The organism is Frankia sp. Hr75.2, assembly GCF_949319125.1.
Taxonomy (GTDB): Bacteria; Actinomycetota; Actinomycetes; order Frankiales; family Frankiaceae; genus Parafrankia; species Parafrankia soli.
In genome coordinates this window covers 20694-40489 of the sequence record NZ_CASGGV010000066.1, presented here as the reverse complement: position 1 = coordinate 40489, position 19796 = coordinate 20694, and the positions used below count along the sequence as shown (strand labels likewise).

Here is a 19796-nt window from a genome sequence, read left to right as displayed (position 1 = left end):
GGGATGGTGCGGTTCGGGCTGCGCGTGCGGGCCGGGTCAGCTCCGGGGGTGCAGGTCGGTGCGCAGCTCGTGCGAACCGTCGGGACGGGCCTGCTCGTAGTAAAGCCGGTGGCCGCCATCGGGCAGCGGCACCACGCTGACGTACCGCAGCGCGCCGCCGTACGGTGAGACCGCGATCGGAGTGTCGCCGACCGCCGCGAACCCGTCGAGCCCACCGACGGCGATGCCGGTGCGCTCCGACCAGTTCTCCGTCGCGCTGGCCCGGCCGTCGTAGTAGGCGACGGCGTCCAGCCGGGCGCCCGCGCCGTCGAGACCGCCCCCGACGCCGACGCCGCCCCCGACGCCGTCACCGGCGTCGCCGAGCAGGACGGCCGAGATCCGGACCCCGCGGGCGTCCCACGCGCCGGGCCGGGGCGCGAGCGCCGTGCCCTGCCACGTCCAGGTCAGCCCGTCCGGGCTGGTCGCGTGCCGGCTGTCCATGCGGTCGGTGGCCGCCGGGTCGTCCAGCGGATGGCAGGAGGCCCACAGATGCCACAGGCCGTCATGCCAGACGACGACCGGGTCCTTGACCGCGGTCAACCGGTCGCCGGGGAGCACGGTGCGCCGGGTGGCGGGGTCGAAGGCGTCCGGCGCGTCCGCCTCGAGCACGTCGACCCACCAGTGCGGGCTGTCCGGCGTCGCGCAGCTCACGTAGAGCCGCCAGCTCCCCCACGGGGTGGGCACCAGGGCCGGCCGCTCCAGCGACTCCGCGGGGAAGGCGTCCCGGTGAATCGTGTGGATCGGGGTGAACCGCTCACCGTCGTCGGAACGGGCGATCACCACCGCGTACCCGCGGCCGTGCCCGACCGGGCGGCGCAGCCGGTAGGCGAGGTAGAACGTGCCGTCGACGAGCACGGCGCTCGGCGCCCCGGCCCAGAAGCCCGGCCCCTCGCCCGGGGGCGACACCACCGTCACCGCGTTGTCCGGCGTAGGCAGGGGCACGTTCACGGCTGTCCGCTCGACCTCGTACGTCACCACGGGCGGAATCCTACTTAGCTGATGAACAAACCCGGCAACCGACACGGTCGGTCACTCACCGCAGTCGATCCGGGCTCCTACCAGGGCCTCGACCGTAGCGTCGGCCAGAACGCCGGCCTGCCACGGAACACCCACGGGGGTGCCCGGCGCGATGCTTTTCACTTTTTTCAATCGGGAATGTCACTTAGTCTGTTCCGATCCCACATCAGCCGCGCCGGCCCCTGGAGCAGTCGTCGATGTCCCTGCCCGACTTCCTCGTGATCGGGGTTCCCAAGGCCGGCACCACGGCGTTGCACGCCGCGCTCAGCCGCCACCCCGAGCTGTTCCTCTCCCGGGTCAAGGAACCGAAGTTCTTCCTCTCGGAAGGCCCGCCGCCCGCGCGCGGCGGCCCCGGGGACGCGCAGACCTACCAGGAGCACGTCTGGCGCCGGGCGGACTACGAGGCACTGTCCGACCCCGCGCCCGACGGCGCCCTCCGCGGCGAGGCGACGCCGTTCTACCTGTACGACCTCGACGCGCAGAACCGCATCCGCCGGCTGATCCCGAAGGCCCGGCTCGTCGTCCTGCTGCGCAACCCGGTCGACCGCGCCCACTCGAACTGGACGCATCTGTGGGCCGCCGGCCTGGAGTCCGAACGTGACTTCGTGCGGGCGTGCGCTCTGGAGGAGCGCCGCCGCGACGCCGGCTGGGCGCACTTCTGGCACTACGTCAGTCAGGGGCTCTACGGCCGGCAGCTCGAGCACCTGTTCGGCCTGTTCGCCCGGGAGCAGGTGCTGGTGCTGCGCTACCGCGACCTGCGGGACTCGCCGGTGCCGACGCTCGACCGGGTGTGCGAGTTCCTGGGCGTGCAGACCGGGCTGCTCGACGCCGTCCCGTCCCAGAACGTGACGCCGTTCGTCGCCGACACGGCGGCGAACGCGGTGCTGCGCGCCGTCCTTCGCACCGGTGGGCGGATCGGGCACCATTTCCCGGCCCCGGTGCGCGCCGTGCCACGCGGGCCGTTGCTGACGGCCCTGCAGCGGCAGCGGGGCGGAAGGCCGACGATGACACCGGCACAGCGCGCCGCCGTCCTGCCCTACTTCACCGCGGACATCGCGCTGCTCGAGCAGGTCACCGGCCAGTCCTACGCCGACTGGCTCACCGTGGGCCTCGAGCCGGACGTCATCGACTGATCCGGGCAGGCCGAGACCGGTGACGGCGGCGCGGCCGGTGGCGGGGGCGATGAGTTCGGGGTGACCGATCGGTCTGTGTCGGTGGGTGGGCCACGTCGGTGGGTGGGCCACGGTACGCGCACCCACGGATGGGAGGCCGATCATGCCCGATGACGGATCGCCGCCGCCAGGCGCCGCTGCCACGGTTGTGCTGCCCTTCCCTCCCGGGCTCCGGCGGGAGGCCGTTCCCGAGCTGTGCGCGCGGCTCGACGAGCTCCTGCGCGCCGACACGGAAGCCGCCGTCCTCCTCGACACGACCCCGGTGGGCCGGCCGGACGCCGTCGTCGTCGAGGCGATCGCCAGGCTCGTGCTCGCCGCGCGAAGGCACCACCGGCTCGTCCAGGTGCACGCACCACCACGGGTCTGGGAGCTGCTGGCTCTCACCGGCCTCGCCCCGCTCGTCGGACGCCTCACTCCCGCCGCCGCGCCGACCTCGACGCAGCAGGCACAGGACGTGCCCGGCCGGCGTTGACCGGGCAGCACTAGCCAGGCAACCGGGCCGGCAGGCCGAACAGCGGGAAGAGGCGCTCGACGTCCAGGAACGTGTTGATGCCGGCGACCCGCCCGGCCGAGACCTCCAGGACGACCAGGCCCCACGGGTCGTGCCCGGAACCCGTGGCGCTGGGCCGGTACTGCCCGAAGGCCGGGTGGCCGTTGGCCACGGCTGGCAGCAGCCGCGAGCCCCGGCAGCCCTGGCCCGTACCGAGCATCCATGCCCGGACGTCGGCGTGGCCCCGCAGCCACAGGCCCAGCGGCGGCATCGACATCGTGACGTCCTCGTGCAGCAGCGCCGCGAGGGACTCGAGGTCGTACCGCTCGAACGCGTCGACATAGCGGGCGAGCAGCTCCCGCTGCTCGGCGTCGGCGGGGCGCAGCGGGTCGGCGTCGGAGATCTCCGACGCGGCGATCGTGGCGCGCGCCCGCTGCAGGGCGCTGTTGACCGAGGCGACGGAGGTCTCCAGCAGGTCGGCGACCTCGGCGGCCGACCAGCCGAACACCTCGCGCAGGATGAGCACCGCCCGCTGGCGGGCCGGCAGGTGCTGCAGCGCGACGACGAACGCGAGCCTGATCGTCTCGCGGCGGGCGGCGAGATCGGCGGGGTCGGCCGCGTCGGCGGCGCTGGAGTAGACCTGGCCGTCCGGCGCGGGCACGATCCAGGCCGTCTCCGGCAGCGGAGCGGGCAGCGGGGAGTCGGCCGTCGACGGGCCGGCGAGGTCCATCGGCCGGGCCCGCCGCTGACTGGCGCCGAGCATCGACAGGCACACGTTCGTCGCGATGCGGTACAGCCACGACCGCAGCGCGGCCCGGCCTTCGAACCGGTCGATTCCGCGCCAGGCGCGGATCATCGTGTCCTGCACGGCGTCCTCCGCCTCGAACGGCGAGCCGAGCATTCGGTAGCAATAGCCGGTCAGCTCGCGGCGGTACGGCTCGAGAAGGTTCTCGACACCCGCCTCCGCCCCGGTCAGAGCAGCCCCGCCGGTTCTGCCGCCGGGAGGAACGTCACCCATCAGAGGTCACCTCGATTCGCCCTCCTGATTCACCGCCCCGATCGGCCGCCGCGGGTCACCGACGCCCAGAACCAAGGCTAGCCAGCACCTCCGACAAAACCGCCGCGGCCATGACGCGCACCCGACAGTGCGCGGGTCTTTCCCCGCGCCACAGCAGAATTAAGATCATCAGACATGAGCACGGTGGGAACGCCGTCCGCAGCACCGGCCGCCGGTAACCCGGCTCCCGCGTCCGGCTCGGCGACTGCTGTCTCCACGGTTTCGGGCGCCACGGCCTCCGTCGCCGCGGCGGCGGGGACGATCCGGCGACGGAGCCGGACTCCACCCGGATTCCTGCGCCTGCTGTCCGCCGGGCTCGTAGGTGTCCTGATGGTGACGCTGTCCGTCTGCCTGCTGTCCACGCTCTCCCGCCAGCACGCCGTGGACGCCCTCGCCCGCGACTCCGGTGCGTCGTTCGTGGCGGCGCAACAGCTGCACGCCGAACTCTCAGTGGCCGACGCGACCGTGGCCCGCGCGTTTCTGGCCGGCGGCGTGGAGCCGCCGGCCCAGCGGACGGCCTACCAGGAGAGCATCGCCTCGGCGAGCGGGCGCATCGTCGACCTGGCGCTCGCCGGCGGGCCGCGCGAGCCGCTGAGCGTCCTGGCGGCCCAGCTGCCGGTGTACACCGGCCTGATCGAACGGGCGCGCGCGAACAACCGGATCGGAAATGTCGTCGGCGGCGCGTACCTTCGTCAGGCCTCCGAACTCATGCAGACCAGGATCCTCCCAGCGGTCGACCGGCTGGCCGCCGAGGACGCGCTGGACATCGATCGCGGGTACGCCCAGGCGACGCGCTGGTACCAGCCGGTCCTCGTCGGCGTGGCCGGCGCGGCGGCGCTGGCGGCCCTGGTCGCCCTGCAGATCCGCCTGTTCCGGCGGACGCACCGGATGTTCAATCTGCGCCTGGTCGCCGCGACGGTACTGGTCGTGATCGCGACGGGTCTCACCCTGCTGGCTTTCGGTGTCTCCCGGGCCCGCCTGGTCGACAGCAGGAACGACGCCTTCCGGCCGATGACGGTCGTCGCCCAGGTGCGGGTGCTGGCGCTACGGGCCTGGGGCGACGAGAGCCTCTCCCTGATCGCCCGCGGCAACGGCGACGACCTCGACGCCGACGCGCGCCGGGTGACCGAGCGCCTCGGCTACGACCCGGCGGGCCGCCCGGTCGGTACGGGGGCGCTCGCCACCGCCGCGGCGCTGGACGGCCCGGACGCGCCGGGACGGGACGTGCTCGTACCCGGCTGGGAGCGCTACCAGGACACCGCCGTCCGGGTCCGGGACCTGGTCCGCGACGTCGGCGGCTTCCAGGATGCCGTGCGGGTGGCCCTCGACGAGGGAACCTCGACGTTCACCCGCTTCGACGGCGACGCCGAGACGGCGTTCACCGCGAGCCGCGAGCGTTTCGCCGCCGGGCTGAGCTCCGCCGCGGGCACCTACGACGGTGTCGCCGCCGGTACCGGCACGGCGCTCGGGCTGGCGATGCTCCTCACGCTGGCCGGGGTGCAGTCGAGAATCAATGACTACCGCTGACGGCACCTCGGCAACACCGGTGACCGCCCGCCGCGTGAGCCTGAACCACCCGGATCTGACCCGCTTCGTCAACGGCGTCCTCGCCCAGGCGATCGCCGACGGAAGCTGGAACCGCCTCGCCCACACCTGCTCCCCGGACTCTCCCCGGGCTCTCCCCATCCACCCCCACCTACCGCGACCAACCCCGCCCACCTGCCCCGTTACGGTCCGGGGCAGGGTCTCCCAACCCTGACACCCAGTAAAAAGCCACCCCAACACGACCGTGGCGGGTCAGTGAGTCCATGGACTCTCCCAAGCTCCACGCATCGTTTCGGGCCCGGCTACCCCGGCGGGGAGAGGGACGGGGATGGCTGGCGGGGGTGGATGAGGTAGGCGGGAGTGGTTGGGGTTGTGGGGTTTCGGGGGTGGGTGGGGCGTTGTGTGCCGGAAATGAGATCGGGTGACGAGAACACGACAAGTCACGATCGGAGGAGTACCGACGATCTAGCATCAGCGATCATGCGGAGGGTCGGACGCGGGCCAGGCCACCGAAGCCGGCGGATCACATCGAGGATCACGCCGAGAACCATGTTCAGAGCGATGATCTTCGTCGCCGTACCGCTGCTCGGCACCACCGCGGCCTGCGGCACCGTGACGAGCGCGCTGCCGGCGGCGGGCGACCCCCTGCCGGCCGCCGTCACCCCGCAGTCGCCGCTGCCGGCGCGCTCCACCACGTCCCCGGGGTGCGGCGACCGCACCGCGAGCCTGCGCCCGCCGGTCGTGCTTCCCCCGCCCGGTCAGCCGGACAGCCCCACCCTGCGCGAGATCGTCAACCGCGGCTACCTCACGGTCGGGGTCCGTACCGACACGCCGCCGTTCGGGTCACGCAACCCGGACACCGGCGAGTTCGAGGGATTCGAGGTCGACCTGGCCCTGCTGGTGGGCCGGGCGCTGTTCGGCGCGGAGGGCCATGTCCGGTTCCGGGCGGTGACCGGCGCCGACCGGGTCGCTCTCGTTCACGACGGCGCTCTCGACCTGGTCGCCGCCACGACGACGATCACCTGCGACCGGGCGGCCGAGGTCGACTTCTCCGCGCCCTACTACCTGACGGCCAAAGCCGTGCTGGTGTCGGAGGACGCGCCCTACCAGGGCCTCGCGGACCTTGGCGGCCGGCGGGTGTGCGCGGCGGCCGGCACCACCTCGCTGCAGCAGGTCGTCGACGCGCCGTCGCGGCCAATCCCCGTTCAGCTTGCCAGCCCGGCCGACTGCCTGGTCGCGCTGCAGGCGGGAACGGTCGAGGCGATCGTCAACGACGAGGCCATCCTGGTCGGGATGGTCAAGCAGGATCCGGAGACCCGCATCGTCGGCGTCGGCGCCTTCGACGTGGCCGTGGGCATCGCCATCGCCAAGGACGCGCCGGATCTCACCCGGTTCGTGAACGGCGTGCTGGAGCGGGCGGACCGCGACGGAGCCTGGGCGGCGATCCACCGACGATGGCTGGACGGGGGCCAGCCGCCCCCGCCGCCGTCACCTGTCTACCGGGACTGATCCGGATGACCTTGCGACGCGACGTGGACGACGCGCTGGCCGTTCTCCGGTCGGAGACGGCGGCGCTGTCGGCGAGCCTGCTCGAGCTCGACGCAACCGCGGAACAGGTGCTCGGCGACGTCACGCGGCTGCGCGGGCGGACCGCCGCCCGCGCCGCGGTGGCCCGGGCCGGGCTGGGATGGCTGTGGGAACGCCATCGCGCCGTCAGCGAGGTGCTCGGCCGGGTCGAGGCTTTGCGCGGCCTGCCGGATTCCCGGATCGGCGCCCGGCAGGCGGCGCGGGTCGACGCGTTCCTGCGCGAGCCGCCGTCGCACCCGCCCACACCGCCGCCCGGGGAGTTATCCGCGCCGCTGCCCAGGGAGCTGGGATCTGCCCCTGGACAGCTGCCGGCCGGTGCGACCGACATGCTCCCGCGGAGTGCGGCCGGCAACCTGCCTGCTGGCGCGGCCGGGCGCCTCCTCGCCGGCACCCGGGAGATCGCCGAGGCGGTCCGTGCCGAGTTGGCGGCGGTGACGGCGGCCCGGGCCGCGCATCACCGGGTTCTCGTCGACGCCGCGCGCGGGCTCGCCGAGACCGGCGCCGTCTGCGCGCGGCTCGCGATACCCGACCTGCCCGAGCTGGTCGCCGCCCGCGCGGCGATGGACGCCGCCGCCGTGGCGGTGACCGCCAACCCGCTGGAGACCACACCGGACGACCTCGGGCCCGCCATCGCCGCGGCCGCCCAGGTGGGCGAGCTGGTCGCCGTCCTGCGCCGGACCTTCGACGGGCTGGACGCGGAGCTCGCCGCGGCCGAGGACATGCTGCACCGGATCGTGTCGGTCGCGCAGGAGGGTGAACGCGCCGCCCGCACTGTGGTGGAACGCCTCACCGGCGACCCGACCGGCCTGGTGCGGCTGGGTGACGGATGGTTCGACGGCCCGCGCAGCGGGCTGCGGCCATGGCTGGACCGGCTGGTGGCGGCCGGTGCCGCGGGTGAGTGGCGGCTGGTCGCCCACGGCCTGGGCGCCTGGCACCGGGTCGCGCGGGAGACGCTCGCCGCGGCGGAGGAGACCGTCACGACGAACTCGGCGCTGCTGCGCCGTCGGGACGAGCTGCGTGGCCTGCTGGGCGCGCTGCGCGCGAAAGCCGGCCGGCTCGGCCAGCTCGAGTCGCCTCATATCGGCGAGCTGTACGAACGCGCCGCGACCGCGCTGCGCACCGTCCCGGTTGATCTGGACGCGGCACAAGCCCTGGTCACGGCATTTGGCGACGCCCTGCTGAACATCCCGCCACCGCCACCGGCACCGGCACCGGCGTCCGCGCCGGTGGCAGTTTCAGTGTCCGCGCCGGGCGAGGTGGCGGGGGTGTCGGCGGTGTCGGCGGCGCGGCAGGTTGGTGACGGGGGCGGCCATGCCGCGTGGACGGAGGAACGCTCTTGACGGTCGACGGCATCGCCTGCCCGGAACCCGACTGCGACGGAATCATCGAGGACGGGTACTGCAACATGACCGGGCTGGCGTACCGGCCACCCGAGCCTGATCCGGGGCCACCGCCCCATCCCGACCCGACCGGGCCTGGCACGAGCGGGTCGGGCACGAGCGGGTCGGACGGGAGCGGGTCGGCTGGCGGATCCGCGTCGTGGAGTTTGACGGCGGGCGGGACACCGCGCCGGCGTCGCCGCCCGGGCCGGGCCCGTCGTCCCCAGAGCCGGCTCGGGGAGGGGCTGGTGGACGTCCCGGACATGCCGACCCCCGATCCGGAGTCGCTGCTGCTCACCGACCCGTGTGTTCCGGAGCACCGGCGGGTGTGCTCGGCCTGCGGGGCCGAGGTCGGGCGGGCCCGCGACGGCCGGCCGGCTGCCGTCGAGGGCTTCTGTGTCACGTGCGGGCACCAGTTCTCGTTCGTCCCGGCGCTGCGCGCCGGTGACCGGGTGGGTTCCTACGAGATCGCGGGCGCGCTGGCGCACGGCGGGCAGGGCTGGGTCTACCTCGCCCGCAACCGTGAGGTCGCGGACAACTTCTGGGTCGTGCTCAAGGGCCTGCTCGACAAGGATGACCCGGACGCCCAGGCCGCCGCGATCGCCGAGCGCCGCTTCCTCGCCGCGGTGGACGACCCGGCGATCGTGCGCATCCACACGTTCGTCAGGCACGCGGGTACCGGCTACATCGTCATGGAGTACGTCGGCGGGACGTCGCTGCGCGAGGTCCTGCGGCAGCGCCGGGCGGAGGGGGGGCGTCCCGACCCACTGCCGGTCACCCAGGCGATCGCCTACATCCTGGCCGTGCTGCCGGCGTTCGCCTACCTGCACCGCAACGGCCTGGTGTTCTGCGACTTCAAGCCGGACAACGTCATGCTCGGCCGCGAGAGCCTGCGGCTGATCGACCTGGGGGCGGTCCGCCGGCTCGACGACGAGAGCGGCGCGTCCTACCGGACCCGCGGCTACTCGGCCCCGGAGGTCGAGACCGAGACGCCCACCGTCGCCTCCGACCTGTACACGGTCGGGCGGACGCTGGCCACGCTGATCCTGAACTTCCGCGGGAACACGACCACCTACGTCCACAGTCTCCCGCCGGCGTCGACGCACGAGGTCCTGGCGCGCCACGAGTCGCTCGACCTGTTCCTGCGCCGGGCCACGGCCTGGCTGCCCGAGGACAGGTTCGTCTCCGCCGACGAGATGCGCGACGAGCTGCTCGGCGTGCTGCGCGAGATCCTCGCCGCGGAACGGGGCGCACCCGTGCCCGCGCCGAGCCGGCGGTTCACCGGGGACGTCCACCTGACCGGGGAGGACGCCGACGGGTCGGTCGTCAGGCCGCGGTGGGCGAGCCTGCCACGGCTGCGCGTCGACCCGGAGGATCCGGCCGCGGGCACCCTCGCGGCGCTGCCCGACAGTTCGCCCGCGCAGCTCGCCACGCTGCTGGCGGCCATCAGCCCGGCGACGGTCGAGGTCCGGCTCCGGCTGGCCCGCGCCCACCTCGAGAACGGGGACACCGCCGCCGCCGCGGCCGTGCTCGACGAGGTCGAGGCCGAGGATCCGTTCGAGTGGCGGGTTCGCTGGTACCGGGGGCTGCTCGCGCTCGGCGGCGACGGCGACGGCGACGGCGACACCGCCGCGGCGGCCGCGGCGTTCACCGACGTGTACGCGCAGGTGCCCGGGGAGCTCGCGCCCAAGCTGGCGCTGGCCGTCACGGCCGAGGCGGCCGGCGACCAGGCCCGGGCCGCCACGCTGTTCGACCTGGTCTCGCGGACGGACGACGGATTCACCAGCGCCGCGTTCGGCCTCGCCCGGGTGCGGGTCGCGGCGAAGGACCGCGCCGGCGCGGTCGCCGCCTACGAGCGGGTTCCGCCCTCGTCGGCGGCGTATCAGGAGGCCCGGATCCGGACCGCGCTCGTCCGCGGGACCAGGACGGCGGCCGGTGTGCCGCGGCCCGCCGACCTGGTCGCCGCGTCGGGCATCCTCGCTGGCCTGGACGTCGAGCGGCGGCGCCGGGTGGCACTCACCCGGGACCTGCTGCGCTGCGCGCTGGACCTGCTCCTCGCGGGAGACACGCCACCCGACCCGGACGTCGAGGTCGCCGGCACCCGCCTACGCGAGGACGACCTGCGCTTCGGGCTGGAGCGCGCCTACCGGGAGCTGGCCACCCTGGCGCGGAGCGCGCAGGAGCGCTACGACCTGGTGGATCTCGCGAACGCCGTGCGCCCGAGGACGCGGCGGTGAGCGGGCACCCGGCAGGGCCGCTGCCCCGCCCCGAGGAGCAGACCCCGGTCACGACGCCGCCCGCCTGCCCGCGGTGCGCCGCGACGCCGCTCGCCGGGGACCGGTACTGCGAGCGGTGCGGCGCGGCCCTGACCGCGACGGCCGCCTCCGGGACCGGCCCCGCTTCGCGTACCACCGCCGCCGCCATGCACGCCGTACTCGTTGCCGACGTCGACCGGTACGAGACCGACCTCGGCACCGCCGCCGGTGTGTCCGACCGCGGCCTCGTCCACCACTCGAACGAGGACGGAATGGGCGTGACGTTGGCCGCCGACAGCAGCGTCGGCGCGGTCGGCCTCGGCGCGGTCGGCGTCGTCTGCGACGGGGTGTCGAGTGCGCGGGGCTCCGGTCCGGCTGCCGCGGCCGCTGCCGCGGCCGCGACGGCTCTGCTGACCGACCGGGTCGAGGCCTGGCGGTCCCGGGCCGTTCCGGTGCCGGCGGGCGGGCCGGGCCCCGGCCTCGCACCGCAGCAGGCCTACCTCGGTGGCGGGCGGGCAGGCGGGGCGGCGACACCCGAAGCGGAGCGGGACACGGCCGGCGAGATGGCGGCCGCCCTGCGTGACGCCGCGCGGGCGGCTCAGAACGCGGCCGTCGCGGGGGCGGCCGGGCTCGGCCTCTCCCCCGCGTGCACGTTCGTGGGCACCGTCGTCGTGGACGCGACGCTGGTCGTCGGATGGCTCGGCGACAGCCGCGCGTACCTGGTCGACAGCTCCGGCGCACGCCGGCTCACCGAGGACGACACCGTCGCCGCCGAGGCCGTGCGGGCCGGCCGGCTGGCCCCTGAGCTGGCCGAACGCGGACGCGACGCCCATACGATCACGCGCTGGCTGGGAGTCGGGAGCGCCTCCGCCATTCCCCGGATCCGCGCCGTCGCGCTGCCGAGCGCGGGACGGGTCGTGCTGTGCAGCGACGGCCTGTGGAACTACGCCTCCGCGGCGGAGACGCTCGCCGGCCACGTCGACGCGCTCGGGCCCGGCGCGCCGGCGATCGACGTCGCGCGGCACCTGGTCGAGGTGGCGCTGCGCGGGGGCGGCTCCGACAACGTGACCGCGATCGTCATCGACATTCCAGGGAGAACCTGATGGTGGACTTCAGTCTCGAGGTCAGCCAGAACAAGTACCTGCCCGAGGGGTCGGGCGAGGTGCACGCCGTCATCACCGTCACCGCGCACGACGTCCGCCCTGGTACTCCCGACGGCCCCGACGCCCCCGGGACGGCCGGGGCCGCCGCCACGGCGGGCGCCGCCGAGGTCATCCTGCTGGACTGCTCGGGGTCGATGGACTACCCCCACTCGAAAATCATCGAAGCCCGCCGGGCGGCCCAGGCCGCCGTCGACACGCTGCACGACGGTGTCGCGTTCGCCGTGGTGGCGGGCACCGGGCAGGCCGAAATGGTGTACCCGACGCGCCAGGAGCTCGTCGAGGCGTCGCCGCGGACCCGCGAGGCCGCGAAGGCCGCGGTGAAACGGCTGCGGCCCCACGGCGGCACCGCCATGGGCCGGTGGCTGCTGCTCGCCCGCGACCTGATGGCCACCCGCCCGGACGCCATCCACCACGCGATCCTGCTGACCGACGGCCAGAACGGCGAGAGCGAGGCCGTCTTCGCCGCCGCGCTGGCCGCGTGTGAGGGCCGGTTCCAGTGCGACTGCCGCGGCGTCGGTGCCGACTGGAAGGTGGCGGAGCTGCGCCGCGTCGCCTCCACCCTGCTGGGCAGCGTCGCCCTGCTGCGCGAGCCGGCGGAGATGGTGGAGGACTTCCGCTCGCTGATCGAGCGGGCACAGGCCCGCGGGATCGACCGGGTCGGCCTGCGGGTGTGGACGCCCAAGGGGGCGACGATCCGGTTCCTGCGCCAGGTGTCGCCCGAGCTCGAGGACCTCACCGCGCGGGCCGTCGAGGTCAATCCGCTCACCCGCGACCATCCGACGGGCGCCTGGGCCACCGGGACACGGGAGTACCACCTGTGCGTCGACGTCCCCCCGGCGCCGGTGGGGAACGAACGGCTCGCCGCCCGCGTCAGCGTGATCGCGGGCGAGGACGAGCTCTCCCGGACGGCGGTGCTCGCCGCGTGGTCCGAGGATGACGAGCTGTCGACCCGCATCGACGAGGTCGTCGCGCACTACACCGGCCAGACGGAGCTGGCGCGCGCCGTGCAGGGCGGGCTCGCGGCACGCCGCGACGGGGACGAGGTCAGCGCGGTCACCCTGCTCGGCAGGGCCGCGCGGATCGCGGCCGCCGCCGACGACGGCGCGACCCTCGAACGGCTGGCGAAGGTCGTCGACATCGACGACGCGGCCACCGGAGCGGTACGGCTGCGTCCCCAGGTCGACACCCTCGACGAGATGGACCTGGACGCGGGCTCGACCGTCACCATGCCCGCCCGGCGGTGAGCTCGCCGCACCCTCCGGGCCAGGTCAGCGCGGACGCCCCGTGCGCCGGGTGCGGGTTCCCCATGCCGGTGACCGAGCCCGTCTGCCGCGCGTGCGGTCACAACGCCGTCGCCGGGACAGGCCCCCGGGCGGTCGGCGTGGTCCCACTGGGCCGCGCGGCGACGCGCGCCGCTCCGGAGGCGACCGACGGGTGGGCGTCCAACGGTTCGGCGGGCACCAGGTCGGCGGACAACGGTTCGGCGGGCACCGGATCGGCGGGCACCGCGTGGGCGGTCGAGATCGCTCCCGACCGCGCCTACTTCGACCGCGGGGAGAACGACGGCGCGGTCTTCCCCACCGACGCGGCCGGCCGGCTGATCCGGATGACGGCCCCACGGGCGGTCATCGGACGGCGCAGCCGCTCCCGAGGCCAGGCACCGGAGCTCGATCTCTCGCTGCCTCCCATGGATCCTGGCGTGTCCCGCTCGCACGCACTGCTTGAGCGGCACGCCGACGGGACGGTCACGGTGACCGACCTCCGCTCGGCGAACGGGACCTGGCTCGGCCCGGACGCGGCCCACCTGGCCAGGGTGGGTGTGGACGACTCGGCGCTCGTGCGCGAGGGCGACCACGTCTTCGTCGGCGCCTGGACCCGGGTGACCGTCAGACCACGCTGAACGCCCGTCCATCCCCGGACTCCACCGACCGTCCAGGCCCTGCCACGTCCCGCGCCCATACCTTGACCTGAAGTTAGGTTTAACCTTTAGTCTGGCCGTCATGAGCGATCTGACGATCTCCAACCAGCGCGCGGCGACTGAAGCCGGGCCCGCGGACACACCACCGAGTGCCGCCGAGCACACCCCGGACATCACACCGCTGCGGGTCGCGGTCGTGCTCGCGAGCGTCCGCGCCGGCCGGTTCGGCCCGGTCGTGGCCGGGTGGTTCGCCCGCCGGGCCGGGCAGCGCCCCGACGTCACCGTGGACGTCGTCGACCTCGCCGGGATCGCCGGGATCGGCGGCGCGAACACCGCCGTTGTCGACACGGCCGCTGTCGACCCGATGACCTGGGAGTCCTTCGCGGACCGCGTCGGCGCCGCCGACGCGGTCGTGATCGTCACCCCGGAGTACAACCACAGCTTCCCCGGACCGCTCAAGACCGCCGTCGACGCACTCGGCCCGCAGTGGCACGCCAAGCCCGTCGCGTTCGTCGCCTACGGCGGGATGTCCGGCGGGCTGCGCGCCGTCGAGGCGTTGCGGGTCGTCTTCGCCGAGCTGCACGCGGTCACGATCCGCGACACGGTCAGCTTCCACAACGCCTGGAGCCGGTTCGGTGCCGACGGCGAGCCGCTCGACCCCGGCCCGGTGGACGGCGCGGCGACAGCGCTGCTGGACCAGCTCTGCTGGTGGGGGTCCGCCCTGCGCGACAAGCGGCGCACCCACCCGTACCAGCGTTGACCGGGTGACCGGGTGACCGGGCCCCCGGATCCGGTGACCGCGCCCGCCGGCGACGCGGCGATCTCCCGTCCCACCTCGAACCGTTCCGTCGTCGTGATTCGCCCTCCCACGACCCGGCCCCACGACCCGGCCCCGGGAGCCGATCTGCGCGGTTCGCCCGCCGCACCCCCCGTGTACCCCTTCTGTCGCGTCTCGTACAGTCACGGGGCCCGGCGGATGCCGCGTCTGCCGCGTGCGCGGCAGACGCCCACGTCAGGGCTATGACGCGGGAACCCGGCACCGGCGCCCACCACGGCATCCCCGCGCCCGACCACCATCGCGCCACGGCGCGTGGTGGCCACGACGTGCAATGGCGGCGACGTTCAACGAGGAGCGGACGAACGGATGATCGGCGACGACACCCACGTGCGGAACAATCGCACCCGGTGGAACGAGATCTCCGACGACTACCAGCGGTTCAACGCCCCCCAGATCCGCGGGCAGGCGTTCACCGGCGACATCACCTGGGGGGTGTGGGGCATCCCCGAGTCGCGGCTGAACGTCCTCGGCCACGTCGTCGGACTCGACGTGCTGGAGATGGGCTGCGGCGGGAGCCAGTGGTCGACCGCGCTCGCCCGCCGCGGCGCGCATCCGGTGGGGCTCGACCTCTCCGAGCGCCAGCTGCACCACAGCCGCCGGCTCCAGCGCGAGACCGGGCTCGAATTCCCGCTCGTGCAGGCCAGCGCGGAGGAGGTGCCGTTCGCGGCCGGGTCGTTCGACATCGTCTTCGCCGATCACGGCGCCTTCTCGTTCGCCGATCCCTACCGGGCGATCCCCGAGGCGGCCCGGATCCTGCGCCCCGGCGGACTGCTCGCCTTCGGTCACGTGAGCCCGATCTACGAGATCAGCATCCCGGACGGCGCCGAGGCCGCCGGCGACCGGCTCGTCGGTGACTACTTCGGCCTGCGCCTCATCTCCGACACCGACGGCCTGGTCAGCGCGAACCTGCCGTACGGGGCCTGGATCAGGCTGTTCCGCGAGAGCGGGTTCGTCGTCGAGGACCTCGTCGAGCCGAGGCCCGAGACCGGCGCGGACGCCACCCACCGCGACAACGCCGAGGAGGCGTGGGCGCGCCGGTGGCCCTCGGAGTGCATCTGGAAGGTCCGCCGGGTCTGACCGACCGCCGGGGCCCGGGGCGGCCCACGAACGGGTCACCCGGTCCGGGCGCCCAGGCCGGCGCCAGGCACGAGGATGACGTGCGGAGGCACGCACGATTTCACCTCGAGAGGATCGCCGCACACGATGAGCCCGACCCCACCGATCCCGAGCGCAGAAATCCCGGCCGCATGACCGTTCCGACCAGGCCGGGGCCGGAGCTGCGGGTCCGGCTGCCCCAGGTCGCGCCGTCCGTCCGCGAGTTCCTCGCGACGGAGGCGGGTGGCGCCGTCCTGCTCGTCATCGCCGCGACGGCGGCGCTGATCTGGGCGAACAGCCCCGTCGCGGACAGTTACCACGACCTCTGGGAGACCACCGCCACCCTCGGGGTGGGGGACGCGGCGCTGTCGATGACCCTGCACCACTGGGTCAACGACGGCGCGATGGCGATCTTCTTCGCGGTCGTCGGGCTGGAGATCAACCGCGAGTTCACCACCGGGGAACTGCGGGACCGCCGGACGGTCGCCGTGCCCGCGCTCGCCGCGGTCGGCGGTCTCACACTGCCGGCGCTGATCTACTTCCTGTTCAACTCCTCCGGGCCCGCCGCAGACGGCTGGGGCATCCCGATGTCGACCGACACCGCCTTCGTCGTCGGCATTCTCGCCCTGTTCGGGCCGCGCTGCCCCGACCGGTTGCGGCTGTTCCTGCTGACGCTGGCCATCGTCGACGACATCGGCGCGATCGCCGTCGTGGCGATCTTCTACACCGACCAGGTGGACGCGGTCTGGCTCAGCGCCGCGGCCGCCGTCCTGGTCGTGATCGGGGTCATGCGCTGGATGGGTGTCTGGCGGCTGCCGCCGTACGTGGTGGCCGCGCTCGTTCTCTGGGTAGCGATCTACTCGTCGGGGGTGCACGGGACGCTCGCCGGCGTGATCATCGGGCTGGTCCTGCCGTCCGCGCCGCCGCGCCGCGAGCAGATCGACGAGGTGCCGATCTACGTCCGGGCACTACGGGAGGACTCCACGGCCTCGCGGGCCGCGCTGGCCGTCTCCGCGGCCAAGTCCACCGTCTCCACCAGCGAACGGCTGCAGTACACCCTGCACCCGCTCAGCGCGTACCTGATCGTGCCGATCTTCGGCCTGGCCAACGCGGGCGTGCACCTCGACAGCCACACCCTCGCGGACGCGTCCACCTCCCCGGTCACGATCGGGGTCGCGGTCGCGCTCCTGGTCGGCAACGGGATCGGGATCACGGCGACCTCGCTGGTCGCCATGCGCACCGGGCTCGGCGCGCTGCCCGGCGGTGTCCGCTACGGCCACCTGGTGGGCGCGGCCGTCCTCGCCGGAATCGGGTTCACCATCTCGCTGTTCGTCACCGAGCTGGCGTTCACCGACGAGGCCCTCGCCGAGCAGGCCAAGATCGGGATTCTGGTCGGCTCCTTCGCCGCCGCGGTGCTGGGCACGTTCGTGCTGCGCTATGTCGGGGAACGCTGGTCGTTGTGCTCGCCGGGCTCCGACGAGGCGATCCCGGCGCTACCGCCGCGCCCATGGCACTCGCCGACGCCGGCTGTCATCCCGGTCATCCGCTGACCGGCCGGAACCCGTGCGGGCGACGGCCGTCCGCAACGGCCCGAGCTCGAGCCGGCCGCGGTACCGCACCCCGTCGATGAAGATCGTCGGGGTGCCCTGCACCCGCAGCTCGGCGCCGCCGGCGTAGTCGGCCTCGACGGCGTCGCCGTAGGGCTGGGCCGGGTCGCCGACGACGAGGTCGGTCTCCATCCCCAGGGACCGGGCGAAGGCCATGAGGTACTTGTCGGCCAGCTTGTCCTGGTTCGTGAACAGCAGGTCGTGCATCTCCCAGAACCGGCCGTGCGCCCCGGCGACCTCGGCCGCCAGCGCGGCGGTGAGTGCGTAGGGATGGATGTCGAAGACCGGGAAGTGCCGGAACACCTGCCGGACCTGGCCGTCAGAGGAGTCGACCAGCTCGTGCAGGATGGCGGCCGCACGGGCACAGTAGGGGCACTCGAAGTCGCCGTACTCGACGATCACCACCGGCGCGCCCGGCTCACCCCTGGAGTGGCGCCCGGGATCGGTCGAGACGCACCGGCTCTGCTTCCCAGCTCGCCCGTGCGCCTTGCGGGCGTCGGCCCGTGGGCCGACACCCGGCCCCGACGGCACGTCGCAGACACCGGTCGCACCCGGATCCCCATCGGACCCCGCGCCATTCACCGAATTCTCGCGAAACGCACCACCCGCTTGAGCGGACACATCCACGCGAACTCCCGCATCTTCTTCGTTTACCATTCCTTCAGGAACTTCCACGCCTTCTTCAACTGGCGACCCTTCGCGAATCCGACATTCCTTCACGAGTCACAGCATTCCCGCCAACCACAGAATCCTCTCGGACCACAGCGTTCTTGCCAACCACAGAATTCCCGCCAACCACAGTATTCTTGTTAACCACAGTATTCTTGTTAACTACAGCATCGTTGTTAACTACAGCATTCTCGCGAACCTCACCCATACGGTCATTGTAGCGAGCGACGGCGACCTCGCGATGCCGTTAGGCTGACGCCCGTGGCCGAGCCGAGAACGTCGGAACGACGTGTTCCAAAGGCCGACGACGATCTGGCGGTCCGGGCGGTGGACCTCCACATACGACGTGGGACGAGCTGGGGCGGCCATGCTGGCCACGGCGGGCGGGAAATCGTGCACGGCCTGTCGTTCGAGGTTCCCCGCGGATCGGTCACCGGAGTCATCGGCCCGAGCGGATGCGGAAAAACCACGCTGATGCGGGCGGTCGTCGGCATCCAGCGCGGAGTGAGCGGAGAGCTACGGGTACTCGGCCTCGACGCGTGCGAGATCGAGCTCCGGCGGCGGGTTGGCTACGCCACCCAGACCGCCTCCGTCTACGACGATCTCACCGTCGACGAGAACCTGCGTTATTTCGCAGCGCTCTCCGCGGACCGGGTCCTCAGCCCAGCCGAGATCATCCGCCGGGCCGAGCGCGCCGCATCCGGGGTCGGCCTGGCGACCGAGGGCCGCACCCCGGTCGGCCAGCTCTCCGGCGGCCAGCGCTCCCGGGTGTCGCTGGCCGCCGCGATCATCGGCGGGCACGAGCTGCTCGTCCTGGACGAGCCGACCGTCGGCCTCGACCCGGTGCTGCGCCGCGAGCTGTGGGACGAGTTCCACCGGATGGCCGACCGCGGCCTGACCCTGCTCGTCAGCTCACACGTGATGGACGAGGCGGCCCGCTGTGACCGCCTCCTGCTGCTGCGCGAGGGCCGGCTGATCGCGGACGAGAAGCCCGCCGACCTGCTCGCCCTGACCGGGGCCGGCGACCTCGACCACGCGTTCCTGTGCCTGGTGGAGTCGTCCGCGCCGGCCTGCGCCGACTCCCCGGTACGCGGCGACGCGCCTCCCCCGCGGGACAGCCCCCGGCTTGTCGGCGCTTCCCGGGCGAGCGACGCACCCTCGGCCCTCGGCGTGCCCCGAACCCGCGGCACGCCGGAGGCCCGTGGCAGGAACACGCGCCAGCCGCTGAACCTCGCGCGCACCAGCAGCACCGCGCTGCGGGTGATCCGCCAGATGCGCCGCGACCGGCGCACCGTCCTGCTCGTCCTCGTACTCCCACCCACGCTGCTGGGGCTGCTGCAGGCCATCTTCGCGAACAGCCCCACCGCCTTCGACCGGGCCGGGACGGGCCTGCTCGGCGTCTTTCCGCTGATGACGATGTTTTTTCTAACCTCGGTCGCCATGCTGCGGGAACGGCGGTCCGGGACGCTGGAGCGCCTGATGACCACGCCGATCGGCCGCGGCGACCTGCTCGCCGGGTACGGCATCGCGTTCGGGCTGCTCGCCGTCGCGCAGGCCGTCGTCACGACCACGACGGCCGTCGTCCTGCTGGACCTGCACATCGCCGGGCCGCTGCCGGTGCTCGGCCTGCTCGCCGTGCTCGCCGCCCTGTTCGGCACCGCGCTCGGCCTGCTCACCAGCGCCTTCGCGAACTCCGAGTTCCAGGCGGTGCAGTTCCTGCCACCGGTCCTGCTCCCCCAGTTCCTGCTGTGCGGCATCCTCGTGGCGCAGAGCCAGCTGCATCCCGTCCTCGCCACGGTGAGCTTCCTGCTCCCGATGACCTACGTCGTGGACGCGCTGACCCGGATCGGCGCCTCCCCCGGGGTGCCGGCGCTGGTCGTCCGGGATGCCCTCGTCATCGCCGCGTGCACGCTGGTCGCCCTGGCCCTGGCCGCGGCGACGCTGCGCCGGCAGGGCCCGTGAACC

Annotated in this window: 16 protein-coding genes; 13 read left to right on the top strand and 3 right to left on the bottom strand. The window is 73.6% G+C overall.

The window, feature by feature from the left end:
• Nucleotides 1-36: 36 nt before the first annotated feature.
• Nucleotides 37-1017: a hypothetical protein gene (locus AC559T_RS06845; protein ID WP_498868145.1), complete on the bottom strand. Its 981-nt coding sequence runs from the start codon at nucleotides 1015-1017 to the stop codon at nucleotides 37-39.
• Nucleotides 1018-1253: 236 nt separating this feature from the next.
• Between AC559T_RS06845 and AC559T_RS06840 the strand changes: the two genes are divergently transcribed.
• Nucleotides 1254-2189, top strand: coding sequence for a sulfotransferase family protein (locus AC559T_RS06840; protein WP_498868144.1), 936 nt, complete (start codon nucleotides 1254-1256; stop codon nucleotides 2187-2189).
• A gap of 142 nt (nucleotides 2190-2331) precedes the next feature.
• Entirely contained in the window at nucleotides 2332-2700 is a 369-nt protein-coding gene (locus AC559T_RS06835) for an STAS domain-containing protein (protein WP_498868143.1), read from the top strand.
• A gap of 10 nt (nucleotides 2701-2710) precedes the next feature.
• On the opposite strand, the gene AC559T_RS06830 is transcribed toward AC559T_RS06835, so the two are convergent.
• Complete coding sequence (locus tag AC559T_RS06830) at nucleotides 2711-3736, bottom strand: sigma-70 family RNA polymerase sigma factor (RefSeq protein ID WP_498868142.1); 1026 nt, start codon at nucleotides 3734-3736, stop codon at nucleotides 2711-2713.
• A gap of 174 nt (nucleotides 3737-3910) precedes the next feature.
• Here AC559T_RS06830 and AC559T_RS06825 point away from each other — a divergent pair, with 174 nt between their 5' ends.
• From AC559T_RS06825 to nhaA, 10 genes are all read left to right on the top strand, one after another.
• Nucleotides 3911-5302, top strand: coding sequence for a GlnX family signal transduction membrane protein (locus tag AC559T_RS06825; protein WP_498868141.1), 1392 nt, complete (start codon nucleotides 3911-3913; stop codon nucleotides 5300-5302).
• Between the two features lie 498 nt (nucleotides 5303-5800).
• Nucleotides 5801-6829, top strand: coding sequence for a glutamate ABC transporter substrate-binding protein (locus AC559T_RS06820; protein WP_498868140.1), 1029 nt, complete (start codon nucleotides 5801-5803; stop codon nucleotides 6827-6829).
• A gap of 5 nt (nucleotides 6830-6834) precedes the next feature.
• A complete protein-coding gene (locus AC559T_RS06815) occupies nucleotides 6835-8247 on the top strand; it encodes a hypothetical protein (RefSeq protein WP_498868139.1) in 1413 nt (470 codons plus the stop codon).
• Complete coding sequence (locus AC559T_RS06810; protein ID WP_498868138.1) at nucleotides 8244-10523, top strand: serine/threonine-protein kinase; 2280 nt, start codon at nucleotides 8244-8246, stop codon at nucleotides 10521-10523. The genes AC559T_RS06815 and AC559T_RS06810 overlap by 4 nt, the downstream gene beginning before the upstream one ends.
• Entirely contained in the window at nucleotides 10520-11644 is a 1125-nt protein-coding gene (locus tag AC559T_RS06805; protein WP_498868137.1) for a protein phosphatase 2C domain-containing protein, read from the top strand. Before AC559T_RS06810 ends, AC559T_RS06805 begins: the two co-directional genes overlap by 4 nt.
• A complete protein-coding gene (locus AC559T_RS06800; protein WP_498868136.1) occupies nucleotides 11644-12948 on the top strand; it encodes a VWA domain-containing protein in 1305 nt (434 codons plus the stop codon). Before AC559T_RS06805 ends, AC559T_RS06800 begins: the two co-directional genes overlap by 1 nt.
• A 62-nt stretch (nucleotides 12949-13010) precedes the next feature.
• Nucleotides 13011-13604, top strand: a complete 594-nt coding sequence (locus tag AC559T_RS06795) for an FHA domain-containing protein (protein ID WP_498868135.1) — start codon at nucleotides 13011-13013, stop codon at nucleotides 13602-13604.
• 100 nt (nucleotides 13605-13704) lie between these two features.
• The gene (locus AC559T_RS06790; RefSeq protein WP_498868134.1) at nucleotides 13705-14382 is read left to right on the top strand and encodes an NADPH-dependent FMN reductase; all 678 of its coding nucleotides are present in this window, start codon (nucleotides 13705-13707) and stop codon (nucleotides 14380-14382) included.
• A gap of 384 nt (nucleotides 14383-14766) precedes the next feature.
• Nucleotides 14767-15537, top strand: a complete 771-nt coding sequence (locus AC559T_RS06785; RefSeq protein ID WP_071063670.1) for a class I SAM-dependent methyltransferase — start codon at nucleotides 14767-14769, stop codon at nucleotides 15535-15537.
• 170 nt (nucleotides 15538-15707) lie between these two features.
• On the top strand, nucleotides 15708-17105 hold the full coding sequence (gene nhaA, locus AC559T_RS06780) for a Na+/H+ antiporter NhaA (RefSeq protein ID WP_498868133.1): 1398 nt from the start codon (nucleotides 15708-15710) through the stop codon (nucleotides 17103-17105).
• Here the strand turns inward: nhaA and AC559T_RS06775 are convergent.
• Complete coding sequence (locus tag AC559T_RS06775) at nucleotides 17049-17693, bottom strand: DsbA family protein (protein ID WP_498868132.1); 645 nt, start codon at nucleotides 17691-17693, stop codon at nucleotides 17049-17051. The two genes, nhaA and AC559T_RS06775, sit on opposite strands and share 57 nt — an antisense overlap.
• A 399-nt stretch (nucleotides 17694-18092) precedes the next feature.
• Here AC559T_RS06775 and AC559T_RS06770 point away from each other — a divergent pair, with 399 nt between their 5' ends.
• Nucleotides 18093-19793 (top strand): ABC transporter ATP-binding protein/permease, encoded by a 1701-nt coding sequence (locus AC559T_RS06770; RefSeq protein ID WP_498868131.1) that lies wholly within the window; start codon nucleotides 18093-18095, stop codon nucleotides 19791-19793.
• Nucleotides 19794-19796 lie beyond the last annotated feature (3 nt).

What these genes read in the sequence shown, in the direction of transcription:
- AC559T_RS06840 (WP_498868144.1), top strand. Translation starts at nt 1,254, where the DNA reads ATGTCCCTGCCCGACTTCCTCGTGATCGGGGTTCCCAAGGCCGGCACC.
- AC559T_RS06835 (WP_498868143.1), top strand. Translation starts at nt 2,332, where the DNA reads ATGCCCGATGACGGATCGCCGCCGCCAGGCGCCGCTGCCACGGTTGTG.
- AC559T_RS06830 (WP_498868142.1), bottom strand. Translation starts at nt 3,736, where the DNA reads ATGGGTGACGTTCCTCCCGGCGGCAGAACCGGCGGGGCTGCTCTGACC.
- AC559T_RS06825 (WP_498868141.1), top strand. Translation starts at nt 3,911, where the DNA reads ATGAGCACGGTGGGAACGCCGTCCGCAGCACCGGCCGCCGGTAACCCG.
- AC559T_RS06820 (WP_498868140.1), top strand. Translation starts at nt 5,801, where the DNA reads ATGCGGAGGGTCGGACGCGGGCCAGGCCACCGAAGCCGGCGGATCACA.
- AC559T_RS06815 (WP_498868139.1), top strand. Translation starts at nt 6,835, where the DNA reads ATGACCTTGCGACGCGACGTGGACGACGCGCTGGCCGTTCTCCGGTCG.
- AC559T_RS06800 (WP_498868136.1), top strand. Translation starts at nt 11,644, where the DNA reads ATGGTGGACTTCAGTCTCGAGGTCAGCCAGAACAAGTACCTGCCCGAG.
- AC559T_RS06795 (WP_498868135.1), top strand. Translation starts at nt 13,011, where the DNA reads ATGCCGGTGACCGAGCCCGTCTGCCGCGCGTGCGGTCACAACGCCGTC.
- AC559T_RS06790 (WP_498868134.1), top strand. Translation starts at nt 13,705, where the DNA reads ATGAGCGATCTGACGATCTCCAACCAGCGCGCGGCGACTGAAGCCGGG.
- AC559T_RS06785 (WP_071063670.1), top strand. Translation starts at nt 14,767, where the DNA reads ATGATCGGCGACGACACCCACGTGCGGAACAATCGCACCCGGTGGAAC.
- nhaA (WP_498868133.1), top strand. Translation starts at nt 15,708, where the DNA reads ATGACCGTTCCGACCAGGCCGGGGCCGGAGCTGCGGGTCCGGCTGCCC.